Source organism: Vibrio harveyi (assembly GCF_030060435.1).
Classification (GTDB): domain Bacteria; phylum Pseudomonadota; class Gammaproteobacteria; order Enterobacterales; family Vibrionaceae; genus Vibrio; species Vibrio harveyi.
On sequence record NZ_CP125875.1, the window covers coordinates 1627581 to 1648908 of the forward strand.

Below are 21328 nucleotides of genomic sequence, written 5' to 3' on the forward strand. Positions count from 1 at the left end.
TTTCACATTAACCCCATACCAGCATAATGCTCTGGGTACTTATGAATAATTTGTTTTAAGTAGCCTTGATGTTCGCGCAAAGCATTCACGCATTCTCGGGATAACAAGCCTTGGTAAACGCGTTTTTCAAGCTCTAACAAGGCATACGGGATTGACCACGCTTGACGATATGGATGATGGGTGGTCATGACATCAAACACATTAGCAACTGCCGCAATTTGAGCGGCGATAGGAATCCCTGAACGATCTAACCCATGCGGATAGCCAGACCCATCGAGGTTTTCATATTGGTAAGACGTAATTTGCTGAAATAAAGTGACACTCGGATGAACTGGATTACCAATTCTCGCCACAATGTTATCTGCTGATTCAACACATTGTTCAATATGCTCAGATAGCAGCGCTTCTTGCTCTGCATTCACACATCGGCGATTACATACCACATCAGCAGGGAGTTTTATTTCACTCAAAGCATGATAACGAGTGAACATTCCAATTTGCTCGACAACTTCATCACTAAATTGATAAACATCGGCAAGCTCTGTCGCAATTAATTGGGCGTACATACCAATACGCTTAGTGTGCGAGTAAACTTCCGGCGAATACCCTGGCATCAAGCACTGCATTCTTTCTGCCAAGATTTCAATCGCATTGACGACGTGGTCTTCAGATTCAACGGCAAATTGCACCATCTCAAAATAGGGTCTTAGCCCATTTAAAGCCTCGACGCTAAACGCATTGGGTTGAATCGAATTGAGAAACACAAACCCAGTAAAGGTTTGACGGTCATAACAAGGAATAGCGACAGACGAGTGGTAGCCTTGTTTCAACAAGGTTTGAATACGTGGACAGTGGTTGATGTCGTAAAGATCGTTAACAAGACGAGGGATGGCATTGTCTGCAGCAATGCTCAGATTGTGCAGTTTTCGAAGTGGCGCTTCGTGATGAGCCAAACACCAAGTGTCGAACTCACTTTCGGCAAAAGATTTAAGCATGCCTTGTTTAGGGTGATACTTAGCAAAAGACACCCTATCGACACACGGTAAATGTGCCTGCATCCTATTCTTCAACGTTTGCATTTGCTCATTGAGCGGTTTTGCAAACGGGTAAAAACTCCGGTGCGCCATACTTCACCTCCACACCAAGTAGAGAAACCAGAAGAAAAGGCTCATGAAAGTCAGCGTATTTGATGTGATTAGAGCGGCTTTTCTCCACCTAATTTATCGACATACCACAACTTAAGTGTACGAAATAAAACCAGTTTTTCGCCAATCTTTTCACCGAATATTCTACGGTAATTTAATCCAGATCAAAAAAAAACCAGTGCTATTTTGAGCACTGGCTGTTTTATGCAAATTGAGTTTTCCGATATCAATCCGTTTGGTGATTAACCCAACGCAGGAAGAACACCCAAAGTAATGAGTAGCTGCGCCATCACAATACCAGTACCAGCGATACCTGTTACTAATAGTGCTCCTTGTCCACCTGCCACACGGTATTCACCCGTAAACTCATCAGAGCGACGCACCTTTACCACCATAACTAGCGGTAGGAAGATAGCAAGAATAGCTAAAGCGATTGCAGCATAACCTAGCGCCATGATGAAACCTTGCGGGTAAAACAATGCAAAGCCTAGTGGTGGTGTAAATGTGATCACTGCTGCAACCAAACGGTTTGGCTTTTCACTGTCGCCTTTGATCGTGTCACCCAAGAATTCAAACAGACCCAAACTCACACCTAGGAAAGACGTCAGAAGTGCAAGGTCAGCAAATACACCTACCACACTACCAAGATTTGACTGGTGAACAGTTTGAGACAGTTGACCAATCAATGCGCTCAAACCACCGTTTTCAATCAAGGTATCTTGGCTTACTACACCAAGCGTTACAATTTGCCAGAAAATGTAGATCACGAGAGGAATTGTAGAGCCAACGATGATCGCTTTACGCAGAGACGACGTGTCACCGTCGAGGTAGTTAACAATAGCCGGGATACTGCCGTGGAAACCAAAAGAGGTAAAGATTACTGGAATAGCGGCAACGACAAGACCTTGCTCTATTGGCATGCTTAGCAAGTAAGATTCGGTCACGTTTGGCGCAAGAAATGACAAGACTGCAATCATGGTCACCATTTTAAGACCAAACAGCACGCGGTTTACTTTGTCTACAGTGCCAGTGCCCACTGTCACAACCATGGTCACGATAAGGGTAAAGATGATGGTTGAAGTCGAGCCAGAAATATCCAGACCAAACCACTCTGTCAAACGGTCACCAAACTGAGCACCACCACCCGCAATGTAAGCAGCACACAATGAGTAGAACAAGAAGAGCATGGCAAAGCTTGCAACCCATTTGCCCTTCTGACCAAGAATTTGTTTCGCTAGAGTATGAAGAGTTGCACTGCTGTCCGCATATTGGTGAAGCTCCAGCATCAACAACGCAGTAAACGCCATTAACGCCCATAACCCCAGCATAATAATTAAAGAGGTAGAAAAACCAATGCCAGCAGAGGCAAGAGGAAGCGCCAGCATGCCAGCACCAATCGTAGTCCCAGCAATAATCAGGGTGCTACCAAACACTTTAGATCGACTCATTGTATATTTATCTTTACAGCTTTATAAGATTTATCAGCATCAGATCGGGCAACGGCATACCAAACCTAACACCATATTTGGAATGATGACGATTCTGTAGGATCTTTCTAATAAGATCAAGTAAAGTGTAAGGATAAAAACCCACACACGTAAACTTAAGTGTACATAACTTTTTTAAACTCTAATTTCTGCAAGCAATTGGGCGCACTCCTCTTCATTCATAAATTTAGGAACAGGATAATTCCAGTGCGCTTCTTTAAGGATCAAACTCACTAACTCTCCAGTATCAGAGGATTGCAACAGTGGCGATGTTTGTTCGATGCCAATTGCGTTATACAAATCTTCTAGCCTATGAATGAAATCTTGTGCACTCGCTCTATCCTCACCTTGCGTTCCGATCAAGGCTTCACTTAGGGCTGTCAGTTGTGGCTCAATCTCAGAGAAAGAAAATCGAAGGACAGGGAGCAAAGCAAGACCATTCGCCATTCCGTGAGGTATGCCATACTTGGCACCCAAGTTATGCGCGAATGCGTGAACGTAACCAAGACTCGCTTTAGTAAAGGCTAACCCAGCATAGTAAGACGCCATTGCCATTTTGTTTCGAGCCTCAATACTACTCCCGTCTTCTACGGCTTGAGGTAAGTACTTGAAGATAAGCTTAATAGCCGCAATCGAATAGGCTTTGGTATCAACAGTCGCATTACGGGAAATGAAAGCTTCTACCGCGTGTGTCAACGCATCAATACCCGTATCAGCCGTTATCTTTGCCGGTAAACCAACCAGTAAATTCGCATCCAATGCGGCCATTAAAGGCACCAATTTCGGATCCATTAATGGAGTTTTGTGGTGGGTGTCTGGTTCGGAAACAACAGCGGCAATCGTCACCTCAGATCCAGTACCAGACGTCGTCGGAATCACGAATAAAGGCGCAGGAGTTCTCCACACACGAAACAAACCAGCAAGCTTCTTAATGGATTTCCTGTTTGTCACCCGGGCAGCAATAACTTTGGCACAATCCATGGCAGAACCACCGCCAAGCGCTAAAATCGCGTCACATCCTGAGTCGAAATACATCGTTAATCCAGTCTCTACTTGATCGTATGTGGGATCTGGTTTTACTTCAGAAAACAGCACAACGTCTAAACCTCTGGCTTTCGCGCTTTCTATTACCTGCTCCGCCATACCAATTTTTACTAAGCCGTCATCAGTCACAAGAAGCAACTTTTTAAAACCAAGATCAGCAATCGCCTCCGTCAACTCATGGAGACTGCCAGCACCAGAGAATAATGTCGGTTTAGGAAGTGGGAGTACATAGGCGGCGGCTTTCAAACCATTGGTATAACCGCGATAAAGCAGGTGTTTTAACATAACAAGTCCTTTTGTTTTGAGCTTTTATTCTAGTTGCTTTTTTAATCCGCTCGAACTTGTAAGGTCACAGATTCATCTTTCCGTTAGCATTATTGATAATACAAATATCGAGACTCTAAGCGCAAACAGGGACAGCGCCTAAACACTCTCCCTGTTTTTGATTCATTCGATTAGCACATTTAGTACGTTAATTCTGGATCGACACAATGGAAGATCTCTCCGCTTCCTTTGCCGTCTTCAAGCATATCAAAAATCAAACGAGCAACTTCTTGACGATATACCAATCCATGCACTTCTTTCGGCTCGACCAAAACACCATTGCCTGTCACGTCACCATCTTTAAGACCACCTGGGCGAATAATGGTGTAATCCAAATCACTAGTCTGTAACCATGCTTCTGCCAATGACTTCTCCCGGACGACACCGCCGAAGCCCGCTTTAGAGCGTTCAGAAAGATACTGCCAGCTGTCACCACAACCGAGAGACGTCACCAATACAAAACGCTTCAGTGAAGCGTGGCAAGCAGCGTCGATAAGATGGCGATGACCAAGATAATCCACCGGAACATCCGCACGAAAGCTGCCCATAGTACTGATGATGATGTCATCTTGATTAAGCTGCTCGACAACCGCATTCACCTCAGTCGCTACCGTTGCATCACACGTAAAGGTCGAGTGGCATATCGCCTTCAATTCCGGATTCTTATCTGGATTTCTTGCTACGCCAATCACTTGAGTACCCTTATCAGCAAAATACTGCGCAATTGCCAAACCAAGACCACTGCTCGCGCCCCATATAACGACTCTTTTCATAACTTACCTTTCACAACACACATGATAATGAGAATACTTTACATCAATATTTGTGTGGTTTTCAAAGGAAGTCAATCGAACAAGGAGAAATCTTTCGAAATCAATACGTAGTTCAAAGAAATGACCAAGAGTTCTGGGCTTCGGATGAATTTTACGTGCGACAAGCAGTATTATTCTCGGCATAACTATAACTAAGCCATGTGCACCCTTTTTAGGTATCAGTTCGCTGTCGCATTCCCCTAAAAAATCAAAATAAAATAAGCACAGGCGAGTAAAAACGTCGGTAATTACAATGAAGCAATCTTCCCACTCCATCTCGGGGTTTGAAGTCGATCTAAAACAAGCCCTGATCTGGGTAGCGCGTGCGTTAGATTACGTAGGCGTAGACGATACACACCATAGCCATCGAGTCGCCTATATTGCCTATCAATGTGCGATCACCTTAGGTTGGGACATCAAAAAAGCAGAGTTCTGTTACTTTGCTGGCATGATCCACGACTGCGGAGTTTCTGAGACCCGCGAGCACATGATGCTGCTTGAACAGCTTGTTCCTCAAGACGCCAAAGCGCACTGCATCCGTGGCTACCACACGCTTAAGCAATGTCGGTTGCTCACTCAATTCGCAACGCCAATTCTTTATCATCATACGCACTGGAAAGAACTCGAACAGATCGATCTTCCGACATTTGAAAAAGACGTAGCTGCACTGCTTTACCTTTCTGATCGTCTCGATTTTATGCGTGCGTATTACGTATCTAACTGCCATAGCGACCTTGTCACCTTGCATGAGGAACTGATTGCCGAGTGTGTAATGGCAAATGCGGGCACGCTGTTTAACCCAAACATGTGCGACGCGATGGTTCAATTGATCATGACAGATGCGTTTTGGTTTGCGATGGAGTCAGAGCATATCGAAACGATTGGACTTCAATTTGAGAATATAGACTGGCTGCAAAAACAACTAACCATAGAAGACATGAACAGCTTGGGTTTGTTCTTAGCTCGTATTGTTGATGCCAAGAGCCCTTTTACTTATCAACATTCACAAAAGGTCGCTGAACTGTCTCGTTACTTGGCGAAGAAAATGGGGTTGGATGAGCACGAACAAGAGATGATTTTCATTGCTGGACTCGTTCACGATATTGGTAAACTCAAAACTCCGGATGAGATCCTTCATAAGGAAGGACCGCTGGACAAACACGAATACACTCGAATTAAACGTCACACCGTGGACACAGAGTTAGCACTGCATAAAGTGTTTCCTAACGCCAAAATTGCTGAATGGGCTTCCAATCATCACGAGCGCTTAGACGGCTCAGGTTATCCATACCATAAAACAGGTGAAGCCTTGGACGTACCATCGCGCATTATTGCGGTCGCAGATGTCTTTCAAGCACTTTCTCAAGATCGTCCCTACCGTGGACGCATGACGCCACAAGAAATCGCCATCATCATGGATGAGCAGATCAAATCAGGTAAGCTCTGTGCTGATGTATATCGAGTTTTGTCATCACACATGCAAACGTGTTATGAGCTCTCCACTCAAGCTTAACGCCAAGCCGTAAACAGAATAAAACAAAGGGACACCAGATTGGCGTCCCTTTGTTATTTCAAACGTATTTCAACGCGACCACAATAATAAGGTCTAGTGAGCGATGTCGAGCTGGTTATCTTTGACACCGTTAATACGGAACCAACCTGCAATACTGAATCGCTCAGCGTTTGTCGGCAACACTTCGTGTGGGAATTGCTCAGATAGGAATACGAACAGACGACCAGAACGCGGTGGAATAGTCGCAATTTTGTTGTCATTCAAATCGTACACCACCAACTCACCTGCATCTTCTTCGCTCCACGACTCATTCATATAGAACACCGTGGTTAGGCGGCGGTTTTCATTGCCCTTAAAGCAGTCGAGGTGTTTTTGGTAGAAGTCACCTTTCTCGTATTTCGCGAAGTGCGCTTCGTACTCAAACAAGCCTAGAAAGAAATGACGGTTTGCTTCCAAACGGATCTCTTCCATCTTGTCTAAGAAAGACGCCACTGGTGCACCCATGTCGCGTTTCAACCATTGGATCTTGTCACTGCGAATGGTTTCAATACGAGTCACGTCGTCGTTACGACCAATACGTGCTTTCTTCCAATCATCAGGAATACAGTCACGCAGCTCAGCCACTTCCTCTTGAGAAATAAAATCATCCCAGATGTAGTATCCGTGCGTCGATAACGCGTCGATCAGTTTGTTCATTCTATTTTGTTCACTCGTATAGGTTTGGGCGGTCTATATAAGAAATCCGTGCTACAACAACAAATTCCATTTTCTATCGACACGACAAATCCACACAGTTCGCAGAATACAGACGTAAAAAAGCCGCTCTCAAGAGCGGCTCAGTTTGCTTCAGTTGCTACGTTTCAATTATCGAGTTTGAAGCGCAACAGAACGAGGTCGGATTGGACGAATTCGCTGAATCACTGGGCGTTGTTTTTTCTTTAGCTGGATATGACACATTTCCAACACTAGACCAAACGCCATCGCGAAATACACGTAACCTTTGTTGATGTGAATAGCAAAACCTTCTGCCATCAACAGACCACCTAGCAATACTAGGAACAGTAGAGCAAGTGTCTTAAAGCCCGGGTAACGCGTCACTAGATTGTTGATTTTCTCCGCCGTTAATACCATTACAATTGCTGACGAGATGATTGCCGCCACCATAATAGGTACCTCGCTCGTTAAACCAACTGCGGTGATCACCGAGTCCATTGAGAACACAGCGTCAACTGCAACGATCTGCAATAGAACCACGGCAAGACCAGTACGAACATGAGTCGAGTGACCGTGTTCTGTATGCGTTAACCAACTCCACAACTCTTTCAAGCTTTTCGCCAACAGGAACGCACCACCTGCAATCATAATCAAATCACGACCAGTAAATGCGTAGTCTCTAAAGCTGATTAACGGCTGAGTAAGCTGCATGATCCAAGAGATCGAGAACACCAAAACAATGCGAGCCATAACGGCAAGACCGATACCTAGGTTTCGGGCAAGTTTACGCTGGTGTTGTGGTAATCGTTCACACAAAACGGAGATGAATACGACGTTATCAACGCCTAAGACAACTTCAAGAGCAAACAAGGTAGCGAAGATAGCCCACGCTTCTGGTTGCATAAAAAGTTCTAACATGAGTACGCCTCCGATGATTGGAAGCCATACAGTGAATTGTTCAGTCGACTAAAGGGGTCGTCCATTAAGTTTATTTAAACCTCTGTTACTTAGGAAAGTTGAGTAAATCACCTCTCCTATTTGTTCGCAATCCCCTATTTTGTCAGGCTTATGTCAACCATCTTTCGTCCTCTAAGGGTTATTGCCACTACTCACCCCCATATAGTGCCCAGTTGAGCCAAATCTTTATATAGAACACGAAAAGAAACACCTCTTTTTGCGTGCTTCAACAATCGTAAAAAAATGTTTCACAATAATATTTTGATATACTGAGAAAAATCACACTAGTTAGTCTTACGAATGGATTACATAACACTCTCACGCATTAGCCTTAAACACCTTACCGTATTGCACATGTTGCTCACAACACACAGTGTGACTCAAGCAGCAGAACAGCTTTGCGTGACCCCTTCTAGCGTGAGTAAAACGCTAAGCCAATTGCGCGACATTCTTAAAGATGACCTTTTTTACCGCGATGGTACTCGCTTAGTTCCAACGCCGTTTGCTTTAAACATCGGTCCTTCGGTACACGGCATTCTTTCCAGTATGAACGGTTTGCTTTATCAAGGCTCATTCAATCCTGCGTATTACGAAGGTCACTTCTCTTTGGCGATGCGTGAAAGTACCTTTGAAATTTTCGCACCAATGCTACAAAACCTATCTCAACAAATGGGCAGTCGAGCACAATTGAACGTCTACGCGAAAGAGCAGATGAGTTTTGATTCTTTAATCCGTGGACAAGTGGACTTTATGATTCTGCCGCACGATATCAGCCAACCACCTACGCATAATAAAGACTTGGTTTGGGAAACGATTTTGGAAGATGAGATGATCTGTTTGATGGGCAGTAACAACCCATTGTCAAAAGAAGATCTCTCGGTAGAAAACTACTTGTGTGCTAGGCACATTGGCATTCACGATAAAGACTTATCTCAACCTTACTTTGAGCAGAACTTAACTCAGCGCTACGCCAAACGCAGTATCGCGATGCACGTGGCGGACTTTGGGTCCGCAGCTGTGATGTGTCACCACTCAGATTATCTGTTCACTTGTTCAAAGCTTTGGGCACAAATGGCACTACAAGCGAAAGGATTAGTAGAAAGACCATTGCCGTTCGAATATGGACAAGTGGCGTATAGCTTGGTGTGGAACAAAGCGAGCCTCAACGATCCCGCTTTAAGATGGCTACAACAACAAGTGCTTAAGGCTTGTGAAACCTTGGGAGGATGCAGCAAACCAAGAGTGAATAAACTCTAAAGTTATCCCCGCTGCGTTACACGTAGACCGATGGCATGGTCATTGGTTTGCTAACGAATTGGCTCAATTGAGCGTGGAAGCGCTCCATTTCATCCTGAGAGCATTTCTCCCAGCCAAGGGCTTCGCCTGTTACACCATGATGCTGAAACGCGTTCAAACGAATGTTGACTGATTCAGGTAACGCTTGCAGATAGTGCCCAACTGTTGCGACTTCCGTATCGAGATCGCTCTTACCTGGAATATGCAGTAAACGCACTTCATACAACTTGCTTGCTTCGGCTAAATACTGAATCGCTTGAAATACACGGTGATTATCCCGCCCTACTAACCAGTGATGCGTTTCACTTTGCCACGATTTTAGGTCGATCATCGCCCCATCCATATACGGTAGGACTTTTTCCCAACCTGCGGTAGATAAAGAGCCATTGCTATCAATGAAGCAAGTAAGATGTTGCAATTCAGGGTCCTGTTTAATCCCTCTAAACAGCGCAATAATGAAAGGAAGCTGTAAGGTAGATTCCCCACCGGATACCGTCACACCGCTAATAAAAAAGCGCTGTTTTCGTATCAAATCGAGCATTGCTTCCACAGAGTAGTCAGTAATTTTTGGATTAGATTGGTGCTGACATATCTCTATACAACGGTCGCAGTGGGTGCACTCCTCTTTAAGCCAAACAACGTTGTTGCTTTCGTCGAACTTCAGTGCGTCAGCAGGACACTCGCTCACACAATCACCACAATGGTTGCAGTGATTGATTGTGTGCGGATTGTGGCAGTTGATGCACTGATAGTTACAACCCTGTAGAAAGATGACTAGACGGTTTCCAGGTCCATCAACACAAGAGAACGGAAGGATACGAGTTACCTTAGCCAAGAGGTGTTCCGATCGTCTAGCCATCTTATTCTTATCCGTCACCAATTACTTAACGTAAATCGGTGACATTTCATGACTCACCACACGTGGTGAACGCTCCAAAATACCAGTGTTCTTCGCCGCTTCTGCGCCTAGGAATGTAGTATTAGTACGTGAACCTCCTGCATCGTATTTCGCGATATCAGACAGCTTCACCATGTAACCCGTCACGCGAACCAAGTCGTTCGATGCTACGTTTGCCGTAAACTCGCGGTAACCAGCATTCAATGCGCCTTTACATAGGTTGAACATCGCTTCTGGGTTCGATTTCACGGTTTCGTCGATAGTCAGAATGTCACTGATGCCAGAACGGTAGTATTGATGATGACCTGCCGTCGCTTGCACGTAAGACACTGGATCTGGTTCGTTGCCGTAAGGAATGCGCACACCCGGCGTCACATCCAAATCTAAGCTGATGCCACCTTGCGCGTGCAGTAGTGCTTTGCCTTCCAAACCAAATTTCACTGATGTGCTTTCTACCAATTCAGCCAATTTCGCAGAGATCTTATGACCTAGCTCATTTGCCGCTGTGTCTTGACCATAACGGCTCGCATTGCCCTCTTTCTCTAGCAATACGTTTACCGCTTCTGCCATGCCATAAATGCCATACATTGGCGCAAAACGAGACTCTTCGATCAGACCTTCTTGCGTTAGAAAGCCTTTAAAGAATTCAGATTTCTCATGCAAATGTGAAGCTCGAGCATCCATCAACTCAACCATCAAACCGTGGTATTCTGGCAGAACGTTGTTGAAGAAATCTTCACGGTTATCTGCACGATTCGCCGCTTCTTTTAGATTCATACGCACTAACGTGTTTGAACCACCAGCCAATGGCAGAGAGTTGTAGCAACTCACGATACCAAAGCGACCACCTTCGTACGCGCTCACATGCATTGGGTAGTTTGCGATGTGCGGCTTGCTGCACTCACAAATGTTTTGTGTTGCTTGTTTTAACAGGTCGTCTGGTGTAACTGCTTCGTCGTACATGAACGTTAAGTTTGGCGCGATCTGTTTTAGCTCTGCGTCAACTTTCAAAATCGTACGACAAATGATGTTGTCCGTAGGACCAATATTCACGTGCATGAACGCGTCTGGCAATGTGCGATCAAGCATGACCCAGAAGTGTTTCAGTTTTTTGTATATTTGCTCGTCAGTTAGGTCACCCACGTAAGGCATTAGCACGTCATCAAGTTGACCAAGGTAAACGGGAATGTTGGTTACCGAAGGCACGTGATGATAAATGATGGTCAACATATTGATCGCATCATCAAAATCTTCTGCTGGAGCTAACTCCAAGTATTCAGAACCTTGAGAAAGAAATTTTGCGTAATCTGGCAAAACATAGCGCGGCTTAAATGGCGCGTGACCTTCAAACATGTCACATATGACGCCTTGCTGCATCGCTTGGCTTACCTCGTCAGAGACGGTCATATATGGAATTGTGGCTTCGGCTTCCAAAGCAAGAAAATTTGATTTCTGTTTTGGAGATAAGTTGCTATCGGTCGCGATAGCAAGGAAACGCTGCTGAAGATCAGAAAGGCTTTGAGTCATCTAAGATGTTCCTGGAGAAAATACAACGAATACGTCCTTTCAAATCGTTTGCTCACTTTTGAGCATTGGTTGAAAGGACGCGTTGAATTCTACGCCTTGAGAATCTTTGCCACTAATGAAAAAAACCAAAAAGTTGATTTCCATTTTGGAAATAAGATTTTGCTAATTTAGCCTAAGTTTTAATAACTTAGCGAAATAATTATCAATTCAGCTGCGATGCGCAGTCGACAACATAACGCCCGCGCTAATGAATACACCGCCCGTTAAACGATTGAATAACTTCGCTCGTCCTTTCACAAATAACCAATCCGATGTTTTCACGCCCAGCAAACCATAGAAGGTCAGCCAGCTCAGTTCAAACACCACAAAGGTACTAGCAAAGACAATATATTGAGTGAATAACGATGCAGATGGGTCAATAAATTGAGGAAACAGCGCGGTAAAGAACACAATGGCTTTCGGGTTACTCGAACCCACAATAAAACCACTGGTAAATGCGCTTAAATAATTCGAAGAAGATTGCTCCGGTTGTGCTTGTGAGAAATCCGTTTGCTTAGAGCGTAATGCTTGAATACCAAGCCAAATAAGATACGCAGCACCACACCATTTAATGATGTTAAACACCAGTTCTGAAGAGGCGATAACGACGCCAAGTCCAGTAAAAGATAAGGTAAGAATTATAGTAATTGCCGTCAGACTGCCAAGGGCGGTCGCAAAGGCATGGCGAAATCCATTACTGACGCCTTTACTCAAACAAAGCAGCGAGCTAGGACCAGGAGAGGCAGTCAGAACAAGTATCGCAAGGGTGTAGTAGATCCAAGTATCGAGTTGCATTGGCGCTCCTTTCCAATGTGTTGATGGGGGTACAGATCGTGTAGCCTACTTGCCTTTCTCGACGTTTCTATCCATGAAACGTAACGCGGAAAGACACCACATAGCTTTTATGAAAGCTGAACGAAGATAACTGAACAGACTCAAAACCAACCTAGCTTTTAGTCGATCCTATGAGTAAGCAAGCTAAGTAGAAAAACTCAGTTTGCCTCGCTTCTAGTCCACTTTGAGCTGTTGAGTTATGCAATCAACATACTGGTAATATGCAACCCTGTAAAGCGATTCGTTACTCGACAGATATTGTGAATAACCCATCTTAATTGCGCTTAATCGTAGAAAGGTTTTGGATCCACTTCTAACGATGATGGCGCTACTGCTTTCTCAACCGAATGTGAGCTGTTTTTTAAATCTACCATAGCAACATCGATGTAACGCTTGTACTTACGTGAGTAGAAACACTTCACGATGGGTTTAAGTGGCTGAGAATCGTTGGATGTCCACACAATGCCAACTCGGCCATCACTCAATTGTACTATCGAGCCCACAGGGTACACACCTATGCAGTTGATGAACTTGTACACCAAGTCGGGATCAAGGTGGAATGGCGTCAAACTCAATAAGATTTTAAACGCTTCTGCCGAGCTCATGCCCTTTTTGTAGACGCGATCCGCCGTCAATGCATCATAGATATCAACGATACAGCTCATGCGCCCATGCATCGGGATTTGCTCACCCGATAAGCCCAGTGGGTAACCAGTACCATCAAGTTTCTCGTGGTGCATCAAGCACACATCACGACTCACGCTACTCAACCCTTTAACGCCAACAATGATCTCACCTGCGAACACTTGGTGCAGTTTCATGTGTTCAAATTCTTCCGGTGTTAAGCGAGCAGGTTTATGCAAGATCTCATCATCAACTTTGATTTTACCAACATCATGAATGATGCCGCCGATCGCAAGTTGTTTCAGCGTCTCTTTGTCTAGCCCTAAATGCTTACCGAAAGAAACCAACAAACAAGCGACATTCACTGAGTGCTCCAAAAGGTAACTGTCTTTTTGGCGCAGCGCTGATACACATTGGAGTGCATCAGAATCAATGAATACGCTGTCAATCATGTCATCGGCCCACGATTCAATCTCGTTGACCTCAATGATTTTTCCTTCAAAGGTTTGGTTCAGCAGCTTTTGCGCTAAACACTTCGCTTCCGCAATCAGTTTTTTGGCACGCTTGTGCTGCGCCTCGCGGGAACGGAACGCTCGCTGGATTTGAGGAGTGGTCGTGATTTCAGAAGCTGACAACGTAATGTCATGCTCTTCTTCAACAGGCTTAAAGACGCACTGCTGCGCTGAGAGTTTCTGATCGACCCAAACGTACTTTACGCCGCTCGCATGCAGTTTTTTGATGCCCTGCTCCGTAGAGACACGACCAGCATTCGCGAGGTTGACACGTTTGTTCTGTTCAATCGCAGTAACGAACATACCGATACTGACGTCTGCGATCGCTATTTTTATTGAGTCTTCTGGTTTGTACTGCATACGCGCAACTTGTTAACACTTATTATTTAGCAAACGCATTATAAGAGATCTGACCATTCACTGTTATAAGAATTCACTATCATTTAGAATTAATGAGCTTTTGGTCAATATATGAGACAACATCGCCACAATAAACCACTTTTATTTTATGGACTTAGGTCAAGATTTCATCACAGATGCTGACAATTTCGATAATTTGGGTGCTGAATCAATAACTTCTCAATACAAATGGTATTTACTGTTGACTAAGTTTTATAAATACCGATTATTAGTCGCATTACTCTAATAATTATTCTACTTACACATAAACACCGTAAGCTCATTAACATAACAAACTGTCAATCTGGACCGACTTCTTTCGTTTGCAGTGTAAAAGGACAAACTTCAAAAATATGTCATTTGCGTGTAGCTCGACTTATATACTTATCTCCAAGACGGCTTGGGTTATGGGGGAAGTATCTTGACCAACAAGGTTGATCAAACTATTTCAGAACACGATCGTGATTTTTTACAGATCGTTGAACAACGCTTCATTCATATCTTCGATGTGTTTAATGAAGGACTCTTCTACATGGATGAGTTCGGCAGCATGGTTTTTTACAACCAGCGTTTTTATGAGCAGTTCGGCATCAACGCTGGGCGTATCAACCTCGATAGATGGTTAGAGTTGGTGCACCCGTTAGATCGAGAACGCTTATCTAAACGTGTCGATGAACACATCACGACCGACAACACTCGCGTCACGACCACCTACCGCCTTCGTAAACCCAACGGGCAATATGTTTGGATCGAAGGCGTTGCAATGACCAAAGAAACCGAACTGGGTCATTATATGGTTGGCAGCCATCGCGATATTTCTGAACGTAAGTTGATGGAGAGTTACATTCATCAAGTCGCTTTCCATGACAACGCATCCGGTATGGCCAACCGCGCTCACTTACTGCTTAACATCAGTGAATGCGTAAAATCCAACGGTGCTCATGCGTCGATTTTTTACATCCAGATCGAAGAGATCAAGTCGTACCTAAACCAATACGGTAGCGAGCTTGTTGATGGTTTAGTAGAAAAGCTATTGCAAACGCTTAGTCACTTACCTTCACCAAACTGCACGGTTTATCGTGTTCACGATGACGACTTCGCGATTTTGGTACTTGACGACGTGCCGCTCGAACAGTTGCAAGAATACGCACAGACCATCAAGCAAAATTATCACGATGCCGTTGTCGAACAAGGGCAATATCTTGGCAGTAACATCAGTATCGGTTTATACCCTTCCATCGATCCGGAACATTCTGCTGAAGAAATTTTGCGTAAAGCCGCACGCACTTGCCAATACGCCAATGAGAAGAACAAAGATCGTATTGCCGTATACAGCCAGAAAACGCAGTATGCGGTAGATCGCTATTTCTTTATTGAGCAAGGCTTAAAAAACGCACTTGAAGAGCGAACACTGAGTGTAAAATTCCAACCAATCGTCAGTGCATCCGATCTGCAAGTCGTGAGTTTCGAGTCTTTGGTACGTTGGCGCAGTAAAGAGTTCGGTGAGATCTATCCAGACGAGTTCATTCCCGTCGCAGAAAACAAAGGCTTGATCGTTGAGCTTGGCTATCAAGTATTCGAGAAAGCGTGTCAGTTCATAAAGAGCTATCGTGAGCGCTATCAAAACCAAGTAAGGGTGAACGTAAACGTATCAGTATTACAGCTTCTCAATAGCGAATTTCCAAACAAAATTAAAGCAATGGCTGACGAAGTAGGAGTCGAGCCACAAGCAATTGTTTTGGAGCTTACTGAGACCTTTATATTGGACAATAACCAGGCAGCTATTGCTCCTTTGAACACCTTGAGTGAGTTGGGCTTCGCTCTCTCTTTGGATGACTTCGGTGCTGGTTACAGCTCATTAAACTGCTTCTTCGATCTGCCAATGACACAGATTAAGATTGATAAGTCGATGGCTTGGAAGACATTAACCAACCGCTCCTCTCATGAGTACCTGAAGTTCTTGATCACTATGTGTCGCGAACAAAATATAGAAGTGGTTATCGAAGGGATTGAAGACGCAAAAATGCGCGACTTCTTTACCAGTATGGGCGTGGACTACCTACAAGGCTATTGGTTCTCGAAACCACTTTCAGTGGCGAGCGCAAGCCGATACACCTTGAGTCAATAAAGGCGCTCACTAAGAATCGGTCCTCATCATTGAACTTCCCTGAGCTGGAGACACTCCAGCTCAGGCTTTTCATTTTGTTTGCGATTTATCTCAAGCGATCAAACACAACATTTTGAGCTAAGTGCTCATGATATTCGGTGTAGTCTAATCCCATATCAAAGATATATTTAGTCACCAAATTTCTGACACATTCGACCAATTGTTCCGCTTGCCATGGCTTTTCAAAGTAACGGTCAATGCCTGCCGAGTTAATCGCATTAATCGTATCCGTATGGGTTGCTTGTCCTGTCAGCAGAACTTTTCGCGTATGGATAAAACGACTGTCTTTGGAAATTTCCGTTAGCAGCTCTACACCTGTTTTCCCTGGCATGACGTGATCTGAAATAATGAGAGCGATCATCTCACCTTCCGCATCCAATTCGTCCATCAGCTCAAGAACTTCATCGGCAGACTCGCAATCTTCAATGTTGAGCCATTGGCTTAACGACTGTAAGTCTTGCAGAACCGCGCTTAACACCTCTCGCTGGTCATCAACGCAAATTAAATTAAGCTTGTCCATGTTCATCCTCTACCGGTAATTTAATTCTAAATATGGTTTTCTCACTGTCGCTTTTCACCGCAATTGAGCCGTTGTAGCCAGCCACAATACGTTTCACTATCGACAGCCCCAACCCTAAGCCAAACGACAACCCACCTTTTTTCGTGGTGAAGTTTGGTCGAAAAATCTTTCTGCGTGTCGCTTCATCAATCTCTGGACCATTATTTGCGATGGTCACAAGTATCTTGCTTTTACTCACACGAGTTTGGATCTCAATCGCAGGTGATTCTGTCTCTCTCATCGCATCACATGCGTTCTTTAGGATGTTGACCCAGATCTGCACCAATTCCGTTTGTGAACCAACAAACAAAGGCAAGTCAGCAGGACTAAAGCGCACGCTTACGCGTCGTAAATCGCTTTGTAACAAAGCAAGCGCTTGGTTTATCGAGTCATTGACTCTAAGCCCTTCTTCTTTATCGATGTCAGTGCGACCAAGCTGTTTCACCGATTTCACGATGCCAACAGTGTGCTTGGAGGCAATGCGTAAGTCGTGTAAATCACGCCCCATTTGCCAGTAACGAATGGCTTCTTCTGGTCGCTTTAACCAATGTTCATTTAGGTAATCGGTCGGCACTGCACGGGCGAGTTCACGAGCCAATTCTTTGGGTAAACCGTAATATTTTTCGAAATGGCGTCCCCGCTTTCTTGCCTCACTGGAAGAAACTTTTTGCCCTTGCATCAAACCAAAATCAAAGAACTGACTTGCTTCCGGATGAACTTCTTCAAGTAATTCCATGATCACGGATTCCAAACGCTCCGACTTACTACTCACCACCCCAATGGCATTATTAAGCTCATGCGCAATGCCTGCAGCAAGTTGACCTAACGTCGTCATTTGCTCTGCGGTGTGCAGCTTTTGCAGTGCTTTCTCTTTGGCTAAGGCTTCTTGCATCGCTCGACGTTGACGGCGCGACAGCTCATTGACCATGACAGGCATAAACTGCGCCGTTAATGGTCCGTATTTGCCCGCTTCCACAGCCGGAGTATTGCGCTCTATCCACGCTAGCTCAACATCCGTTTGCGCTATCACCGTTGACGACGCGGTCCACGTTCCTGAAAAGAAACTGTGCACACCGATAAATGCCCCTTTCGATGCAGAAAACACTTCGGTTTGCTTTTTACCGTCTTCGGAAAAGTAGCCAGCAAGCTCGCCTGATAACACGTAATAGAGTCGCTCGTTGTAACCGTCTTGTTCAATCAAAACCGAACCTGCCGCTACGGTAATGCGACGCTCGATATGATTGAAGTAACGCTCGACCAGCGTATCTAGTTTACTTTCGTACATGGCTTAACCAATGTGTCCAACCGTGTGAAGAATCCACACCATCAAGAAGCTCAACAACACACCAACCACACCGAGCACAACGCCGACACGAGCCATTTGATTGCTTTGTACATGCCCAGTTGCATGAGCCAATGCGTTTGGTGGTGTACTGATTGGGAGAGACATTCCTAATGACGCTGCGAAAGTCACTACTAGAATCAATGTCACTTCACCGCCCAACGGAGTCAAGGACGCCATAGATGTACCAAGCGCAGCCATAATAGGCATCAGCAAGTTAGCCGTCGCAGTGTGGGACATAAAGTTCGCCATCACCAAACATAAGAACGCCGCACCAAACAACACAACATAAGGTGAGAATTCATCAAACGGAATGCTATGCACCACCAGCTTAGCTAGACCCGTTTTATCCAGAGCAAGCCCAAGCGCAATACCACCAGACACGAGCCAAAGCACATCCCAAGAGATTTTTTTCAAGTCTTCTTTGTTGATGATGCCAGTTAGCGAGAATACCGCGACAGGAATTAAAGCGACGGTGTACGAGTTCATGCCATGAGCAGAACCCATCAACCAAAGTAAAATGGTGCCTGCAAAGGTGATATAAACGATCATCGCTTTCGGTGTTTTTAGGAATTTGCTCTTAATATTGAGGTCAATCGTGGTTTGTTCCGCTTTATACATAAAGCCGATTAAAAACCAAGCAAGAGCCATCATCACAACCACAAAAGGTACACCGAAGACCATCCACTCACCGAAGGTAATTAAGTTATCACCAACGAGATACTTCAAGGCAATCGCATTTGGAGGCGTACCAATTGGCGTGCCGATGCCACCAATGTTTGCAGCAACAGGAATACACAAAGCAAACGCGATACGCCCAGGGTCTTTGGGGCCAAACACCGCAATCACTGGCGTTAGAATCGACAACATCATTGCGGTTGTCGCGGTGTTCGACATAAACATCGAAAAAATCGCCGAGATCAGCATTAAACCTAACATCACGTATTTAGGATTTTGCCCAAAAGGCTTGAGTAGCACACGCGCCAAGTTCACATCCAAGCGATATTTAGTTGCGGCCATCGCAAGAAAGAAACCGCCCAAAAACAGCATAATGATTGGGCTAGCAAAGGTCGCCATGATGTCGTTGTATTGCAATAGCTCGCCAAAATGAGGCTGCCCTTCATCAAACCTAAAGAAAATGATGCTCTTGTTGGATACGAGCAACAGCTCAAGCACGATGATCACCACCGACGTGGCATAAATTGGGATCGGTTCAAATACCCAGCAAAGCGCTGCAAGCAAGAAGATTGCAATCACTCGTTGCTGAATAATGGTGATTCCTTCGAATGGAAAGGCTGACAATGGCATCAGCAAAACGAGCAAAGGGATCACCGTTGGGATGATGTATTTGAGATAAGGGCGCATAGTACTACTTCTCTTCCTGAGATGGTTTACCGTGAGATAACAAGCGTAAGAAGCTGTTTTTATTGGCTTCCTTTCGCCACTCCGAGAAGAAATTATGCGCGCCCTTTAGAGGAGGGTTTCTGGTGTTAGATCAATGAACTCTTATTCACGACGGAAAACATGCGGTATCTGTGTTCAAGCTCACTAATTGAGCGAAATATATTTATCGATCACACAGCGCTTCCATCATACGCTCGCTCCATAACATAGTTCGTCAGTATCGCTCCACGCACCTCAACTTGTTGTTCCTTAAGCACAGAGAATCCCATGTGTTCAAAGAAAGGACGAGCGGTAATACTCACCTCCGAATAGAGCCGTGTCAGCCCTTTTTCTTTAGCTTGCTTGAATACATGCGCCATTAGTGCGCGTCCAACGCCCTGCCCTTGATATGCGTGATGACAGAAAAAGTGGTCGACAAGCCCGCTTGATTGAACATCACTGTAGCCCACAATGACCCCATCTAACTCTGCGACAAAGGGTTGAATTTCCATCATTTTCTGCAGCCAGATTTCTGAATCAAACTCGTCTGGCGCCCACGCTTTCAGTTGCTGTTCGTTGTAGTCTCGACGGTTAACATTACGTACCGTGTTATAGAAAAGTGCCCAGAGTATTGGTGCATCTTGCTCACGAAAATCACGAATAACAATCATAGTTTTTCTATTAAATCGAACTGCATTAATTGGCCTCGCACACCTGGCTCACCTACTGGGTACCAACCATGCTTGAGGTAGAAACGTTCTCCCGCATCATTACCCGGAATATAACGCAATCTTGCATATACGCAGCCCTCTTCAACAAAGCGTTTGAATAGGAAATCTTGCAATTGCTTACCCAGCCCTTGATGACGAAACTCCGGCAGCAAATAAAACAGGTTGATATATCCGAATCTATGACCCTCTTCATCGGCTACCGGATACCGACACTCTAATTGCCCGATAATTTGGTCATCTTTGATCACATGAAAAAAACCCGCTTCGGGATCTTCCACTATCGACTTGAACCACAAGGTGATTTCTTGAGTATCGAACCCATTTTGATGACCAAAACTCACCTCATACGCGTCTTGTCGAAATGCAATGCACAAATCCAAATGACGAGATAAATCGACGGGAACAAATTCCATTTAAGCCTTTCCTTTTCTTGCTTAGCTTGCCTATATAGACATTAGTTATTTTATATAACCATAAATTCAAGAATTTTATAATTCAACCGTCGGTCATTTGAAATCATGCTTTTATAGGAGAAGTTATTATGCATGCATCATCTGTTACCCAAAAACCGACTCAATTTGGCTACTACCTAGGCGTATTTGGCGTTGCCTTGGTTCTTATCTGGCTAGGTATTTATAAGTTCACCCCTACAGAAGCCAAGCTAATTGAACCTTTGGTGCTTAATCACCCAGCAATGTCTTGGCTGTACAGCATCATCTCAGTTCAAGCAGTTTCTAATATCATTGGTCTGACAGAAATCATTGTCGCACTTGGATTGATCATCGGTTTGAAAAAACCAACCGTTGCCTACTGGTCTGGTATTGCGGCTAGTGTCATCTTTCTTGCTACACTAAGCTTCTTAGTTACGACACCAAACACATGGAAAGTTTCCGACGGTGTTCTAATCGCGAACTTTTTCCTAGTGAAAGATATTTTGTTCCTAGCAATTTCAATCAGTGTGATTGAGAAGAATAAACCGAGCTCGTTTACAAAGGCAGCCGCTTAAGTAACAGGCACTTTT

The 21328-nt window shown here is 44.6% G+C and carries 19 protein-coding genes; 4 read left to right on the plus strand and 15 right to left on the minus strand.

The genetic code is table 11. The features are described from left to right. Positions 1-2: 2 nt before the first annotated feature. The 4 genes from QMY49_RS07925 to QMY49_RS07940 form a co-directional block, all read right to left on the minus strand. Entirely contained in the window at positions 3-1127 is a 1125-nt protein-coding gene (locus QMY49_RS07925) for an HD-GYP domain-containing protein (RefSeq protein ID WP_029789404.1), read from the minus strand. A 260-nt stretch (positions 1128-1387) separates the two neighbouring features. Further along, complete coding sequence (locus tag QMY49_RS07930; RefSeq protein ID WP_009698092.1) at positions 1388-2593, minus strand: aromatic amino acid transport family protein; 1206 nt, start codon at positions 2591-2593, stop codon at positions 1388-1390. A 174-nt stretch (positions 2594-2767) separates the two neighbouring features. Next, positions 2768-3961, minus strand: a complete 1194-nt coding sequence (locus QMY49_RS07935) for an iron-containing alcohol dehydrogenase (protein WP_005444440.1) — start codon at positions 3959-3961, stop codon at positions 2768-2770. 179 nt (positions 3962-4140) lie between these two features. Beyond that, positions 4141-4773, minus strand: coding sequence for an SDR family NAD(P)-dependent oxidoreductase (locus QMY49_RS07940; RefSeq protein WP_005444445.1), 633 nt, complete (start codon positions 4771-4773; stop codon positions 4141-4143). Positions 4774-5065: 292 nt separating this feature from the next. Between QMY49_RS07940 and QMY49_RS07945 the strand changes: the two genes are divergently transcribed. Continuing rightward, the gene (locus QMY49_RS07945; RefSeq protein WP_283313932.1) at positions 5066-6325 is read left to right on the plus strand and encodes an HD-GYP domain-containing protein; all 1260 of its coding nucleotides are present in this window, start codon (positions 5066-5068) and stop codon (positions 6323-6325) included. A 93-nt stretch (positions 6326-6418) separates the two neighbouring features. On the opposite strand, the gene QMY49_RS07950 is transcribed toward QMY49_RS07945, so the two are convergent. Both QMY49_RS07950 and QMY49_RS07955 read right to left on the minus strand, forming a co-directional pair. After that, on the minus strand, positions 6419-7021 hold the full coding sequence (locus QMY49_RS07950) for a 2OG-Fe(II) oxygenase (protein ID WP_009698095.1): 603 nt from the start codon (positions 7019-7021) through the stop codon (positions 6419-6421). A 168-nt stretch (positions 7022-7189) separates the two neighbouring features. Continuing rightward, on the minus strand, positions 7190-7957 hold the full coding sequence (locus QMY49_RS07955) for a TerC family protein (protein WP_283313934.1): 768 nt from the start codon (positions 7955-7957) through the stop codon (positions 7190-7192). A gap of 339 nt (positions 7958-8296) precedes the next feature. Between QMY49_RS07955 and QMY49_RS07960 the strand changes: the two genes are divergently transcribed. After that, on the plus strand, positions 8297-9253 hold the full coding sequence (locus QMY49_RS07960; protein ID WP_283313935.1) for a LysR family transcriptional regulator: 957 nt from the start codon (positions 8297-8299) through the stop codon (positions 9251-9253). Between the two features lie 16 nt (positions 9254-9269). Here QMY49_RS07960 and QMY49_RS07965 read toward each other — a convergent pair whose 3' ends face one another. From QMY49_RS07965 to QMY49_RS07980, 4 genes are all read right to left on the minus strand, one after another. Beyond that, positions 9270-10151, minus strand: coding sequence for a YjjW family glycine radical enzyme activase (locus QMY49_RS07965; protein WP_026000104.1), 882 nt, complete (start codon positions 10149-10151; stop codon positions 9270-9272). A 21-nt stretch (positions 10152-10172) separates the two neighbouring features. Next, a complete protein-coding gene (locus tag QMY49_RS07970) occupies positions 10173-11717 on the minus strand; it encodes a YjjI family glycine radical enzyme (RefSeq protein WP_283313936.1) in 1545 nt (514 codons plus the stop codon). Positions 11718-11924: 207 nt separating this feature from the next. After that, a complete protein-coding gene (locus tag QMY49_RS07975) occupies positions 11925-12551 on the minus strand; it encodes a LysE family translocator (RefSeq protein WP_017188148.1) in 627 nt (208 codons plus the stop codon). Positions 12552-12874: 323 nt separating this feature from the next. After that, positions 12875-14086, minus strand: a complete 1212-nt coding sequence (locus QMY49_RS07980) for a cyclic di-GMP phosphodiesterase (RefSeq protein ID WP_005444470.1) — start codon at positions 14084-14086, stop codon at positions 12875-12877. 460 nt (positions 14087-14546) lie between these two features. Here QMY49_RS07980 and QMY49_RS07985 point away from each other — a divergent pair, with 460 nt between their 5' ends. After that, complete coding sequence (locus QMY49_RS07985; protein ID WP_005444471.1) at positions 14547-16253, plus strand: putative bifunctional diguanylate cyclase/phosphodiesterase; 1707 nt, start codon at positions 14547-14549, stop codon at positions 16251-16253. A gap of 85 nt (positions 16254-16338) precedes the next feature. Here QMY49_RS07985 and QMY49_RS07990 read toward each other — a convergent pair whose 3' ends face one another. The 5 genes from QMY49_RS07990 to QMY49_RS08010 form a co-directional block, all read right to left on the minus strand. Then, entirely contained in the window at positions 16339-16812 is a 474-nt protein-coding gene (locus QMY49_RS07990; protein WP_283313940.1) for a response regulator, read from the minus strand. Further along, positions 16799-18136: an ATP-binding protein gene (locus QMY49_RS07995; RefSeq protein ID WP_009698101.1), complete on the minus strand. Its 1338-nt coding sequence runs from the start codon at positions 18134-18136 to the stop codon at positions 16799-16801. Before QMY49_RS07995 ends, QMY49_RS07990 begins: the two co-directional genes overlap by 14 nt. A gap of 3 nt (positions 18137-18139) precedes the next feature. Further along, positions 18140-19558 (minus strand): SLC13 family permease, encoded by a 1419-nt coding sequence (locus QMY49_RS08000; RefSeq protein WP_283313941.1) that lies wholly within the window; start codon positions 19556-19558, stop codon positions 18140-18142. 209 nt (positions 19559-19767) lie between these two features. Next, complete coding sequence (locus tag QMY49_RS08005) at positions 19768-20247, minus strand: GNAT family N-acetyltransferase (protein ID WP_283313943.1); 480 nt, start codon at positions 20245-20247, stop codon at positions 19768-19770. Continuing rightward, positions 20244-20720 carry a GNAT family N-acetyltransferase gene (locus QMY49_RS08010; RefSeq protein ID WP_009698103.1) on the minus strand — a complete coding sequence of 159 codons (477 nt, stop codon included), beginning with the start codon at positions 20718-20720 and terminating at the stop codon, positions 20244-20246. The genes QMY49_RS08005 and QMY49_RS08010 overlap by 4 nt, the downstream gene beginning before the upstream one ends. 128 nt (positions 20721-20848) lie before the next feature. Between QMY49_RS08010 and QMY49_RS08015 the strand changes: the two genes are divergently transcribed. Continuing rightward, positions 20849-21313 (plus strand): DUF417 family protein, encoded by a 465-nt coding sequence (locus tag QMY49_RS08015; RefSeq protein ID WP_005444484.1) that lies wholly within the window; start codon positions 20849-20851, stop codon positions 21311-21313. Positions 21314-21328 lie beyond the last annotated feature (15 nt).

Bases quoted from the DNA above. Each gene is read 5' to 3' on its own strand.
- QMY49_RS07925 (WP_029789404.1), bottom strand. From the start codon at position 1,127: ATGGCGCACCGGAGTTTTTACCCGTTTGCAAAACCGCTCAATGAGCAA.
- QMY49_RS07930 (WP_009698092.1), bottom strand. From the start codon at position 2,593: ATGAGTCGATCTAAAGTGTTTGGTAGCACCCTGATTATTGCTGGGACT.
- QMY49_RS07935 (WP_005444440.1), bottom strand. From the start codon at position 3,961: ATGTTAAAACACCTGCTTTATCGCGGTTATACCAATGGTTTGAAAGCC.
- QMY49_RS07940 (WP_005444445.1), bottom strand. From the start codon at position 4,773: ATGAAAAGAGTCGTTATATGGGGCGCGAGCAGTGGTCTTGGTTTGGCA.
- QMY49_RS07945 (WP_283313932.1), top strand. From the start codon at position 5,066: ATGAAGCAATCTTCCCACTCCATCTCGGGGTTTGAAGTCGATCTAAAA.
- QMY49_RS07950 (WP_009698095.1), bottom strand. From the start codon at position 7,021: ATGAACAAACTGATCGACGCGTTATCGACGCACGGATACTACATCTGG.
- QMY49_RS07955 (WP_283313934.1), bottom strand. From the start codon at position 7,957: ATGTTAGAACTTTTTATGCAACCAGAAGCGTGGGCTATCTTCGCTACC.
- QMY49_RS07960 (WP_283313935.1), top strand. From the start codon at position 8,297: ATGGATTACATAACACTCTCACGCATTAGCCTTAAACACCTTACCGTA.
- QMY49_RS07965 (WP_026000104.1), bottom strand. From the start codon at position 10,151: ATGGCTAGACGATCGGAACACCTCTTGGCTAAGGTAACTCGTATCCTT.
- QMY49_RS07970 (WP_283313936.1), bottom strand. From the start codon at position 11,717: ATGACTCAAAGCCTTTCTGATCTTCAGCAGCGTTTCCTTGCTATCGCG.
- QMY49_RS07975 (WP_017188148.1), bottom strand. From the start codon at position 12,551: ATGCAACTCGATACTTGGATCTACTACACCCTTGCGATACTTGTTCTG.
- QMY49_RS07980 (WP_005444470.1), bottom strand. From the start codon at position 14,086: ATGCAGTACAAACCAGAAGACTCAATAAAAATAGCGATCGCAGACGTC.
- QMY49_RS07990 (WP_283313940.1), bottom strand. From the start codon at position 16,812: ATGGACAAGCTTAATTTAATTTGCGTTGATGACCAGCGAGAGGTGTTA.
- QMY49_RS07995 (WP_009698101.1), bottom strand. From the start codon at position 18,136: ATGTACGAAAGTAAACTAGATACGCTGGTCGAGCGTTACTTCAATCAT.
- QMY49_RS08000 (WP_283313941.1), bottom strand. From the start codon at position 19,558: ATGCGCCCTTATCTCAAATACATCATCCCAACGGTGATCCCTTTGCTC.
- QMY49_RS08005 (WP_283313943.1), bottom strand. From the start codon at position 20,247: ATGATTGTTATTCGTGATTTTCGTGAGCAAGATGCACCAATACTCTGG.
- QMY49_RS08010 (WP_009698103.1), bottom strand. From the start codon at position 20,720: ATGGAATTTGTTCCCGTCGATTTATCTCGTCATTTGGATTTGTGCATT.
- QMY49_RS08015 (WP_005444484.1), top strand. From the start codon at position 20,849: ATGCATGCATCATCTGTTACCCAAAAACCGACTCAATTTGGCTACTAC.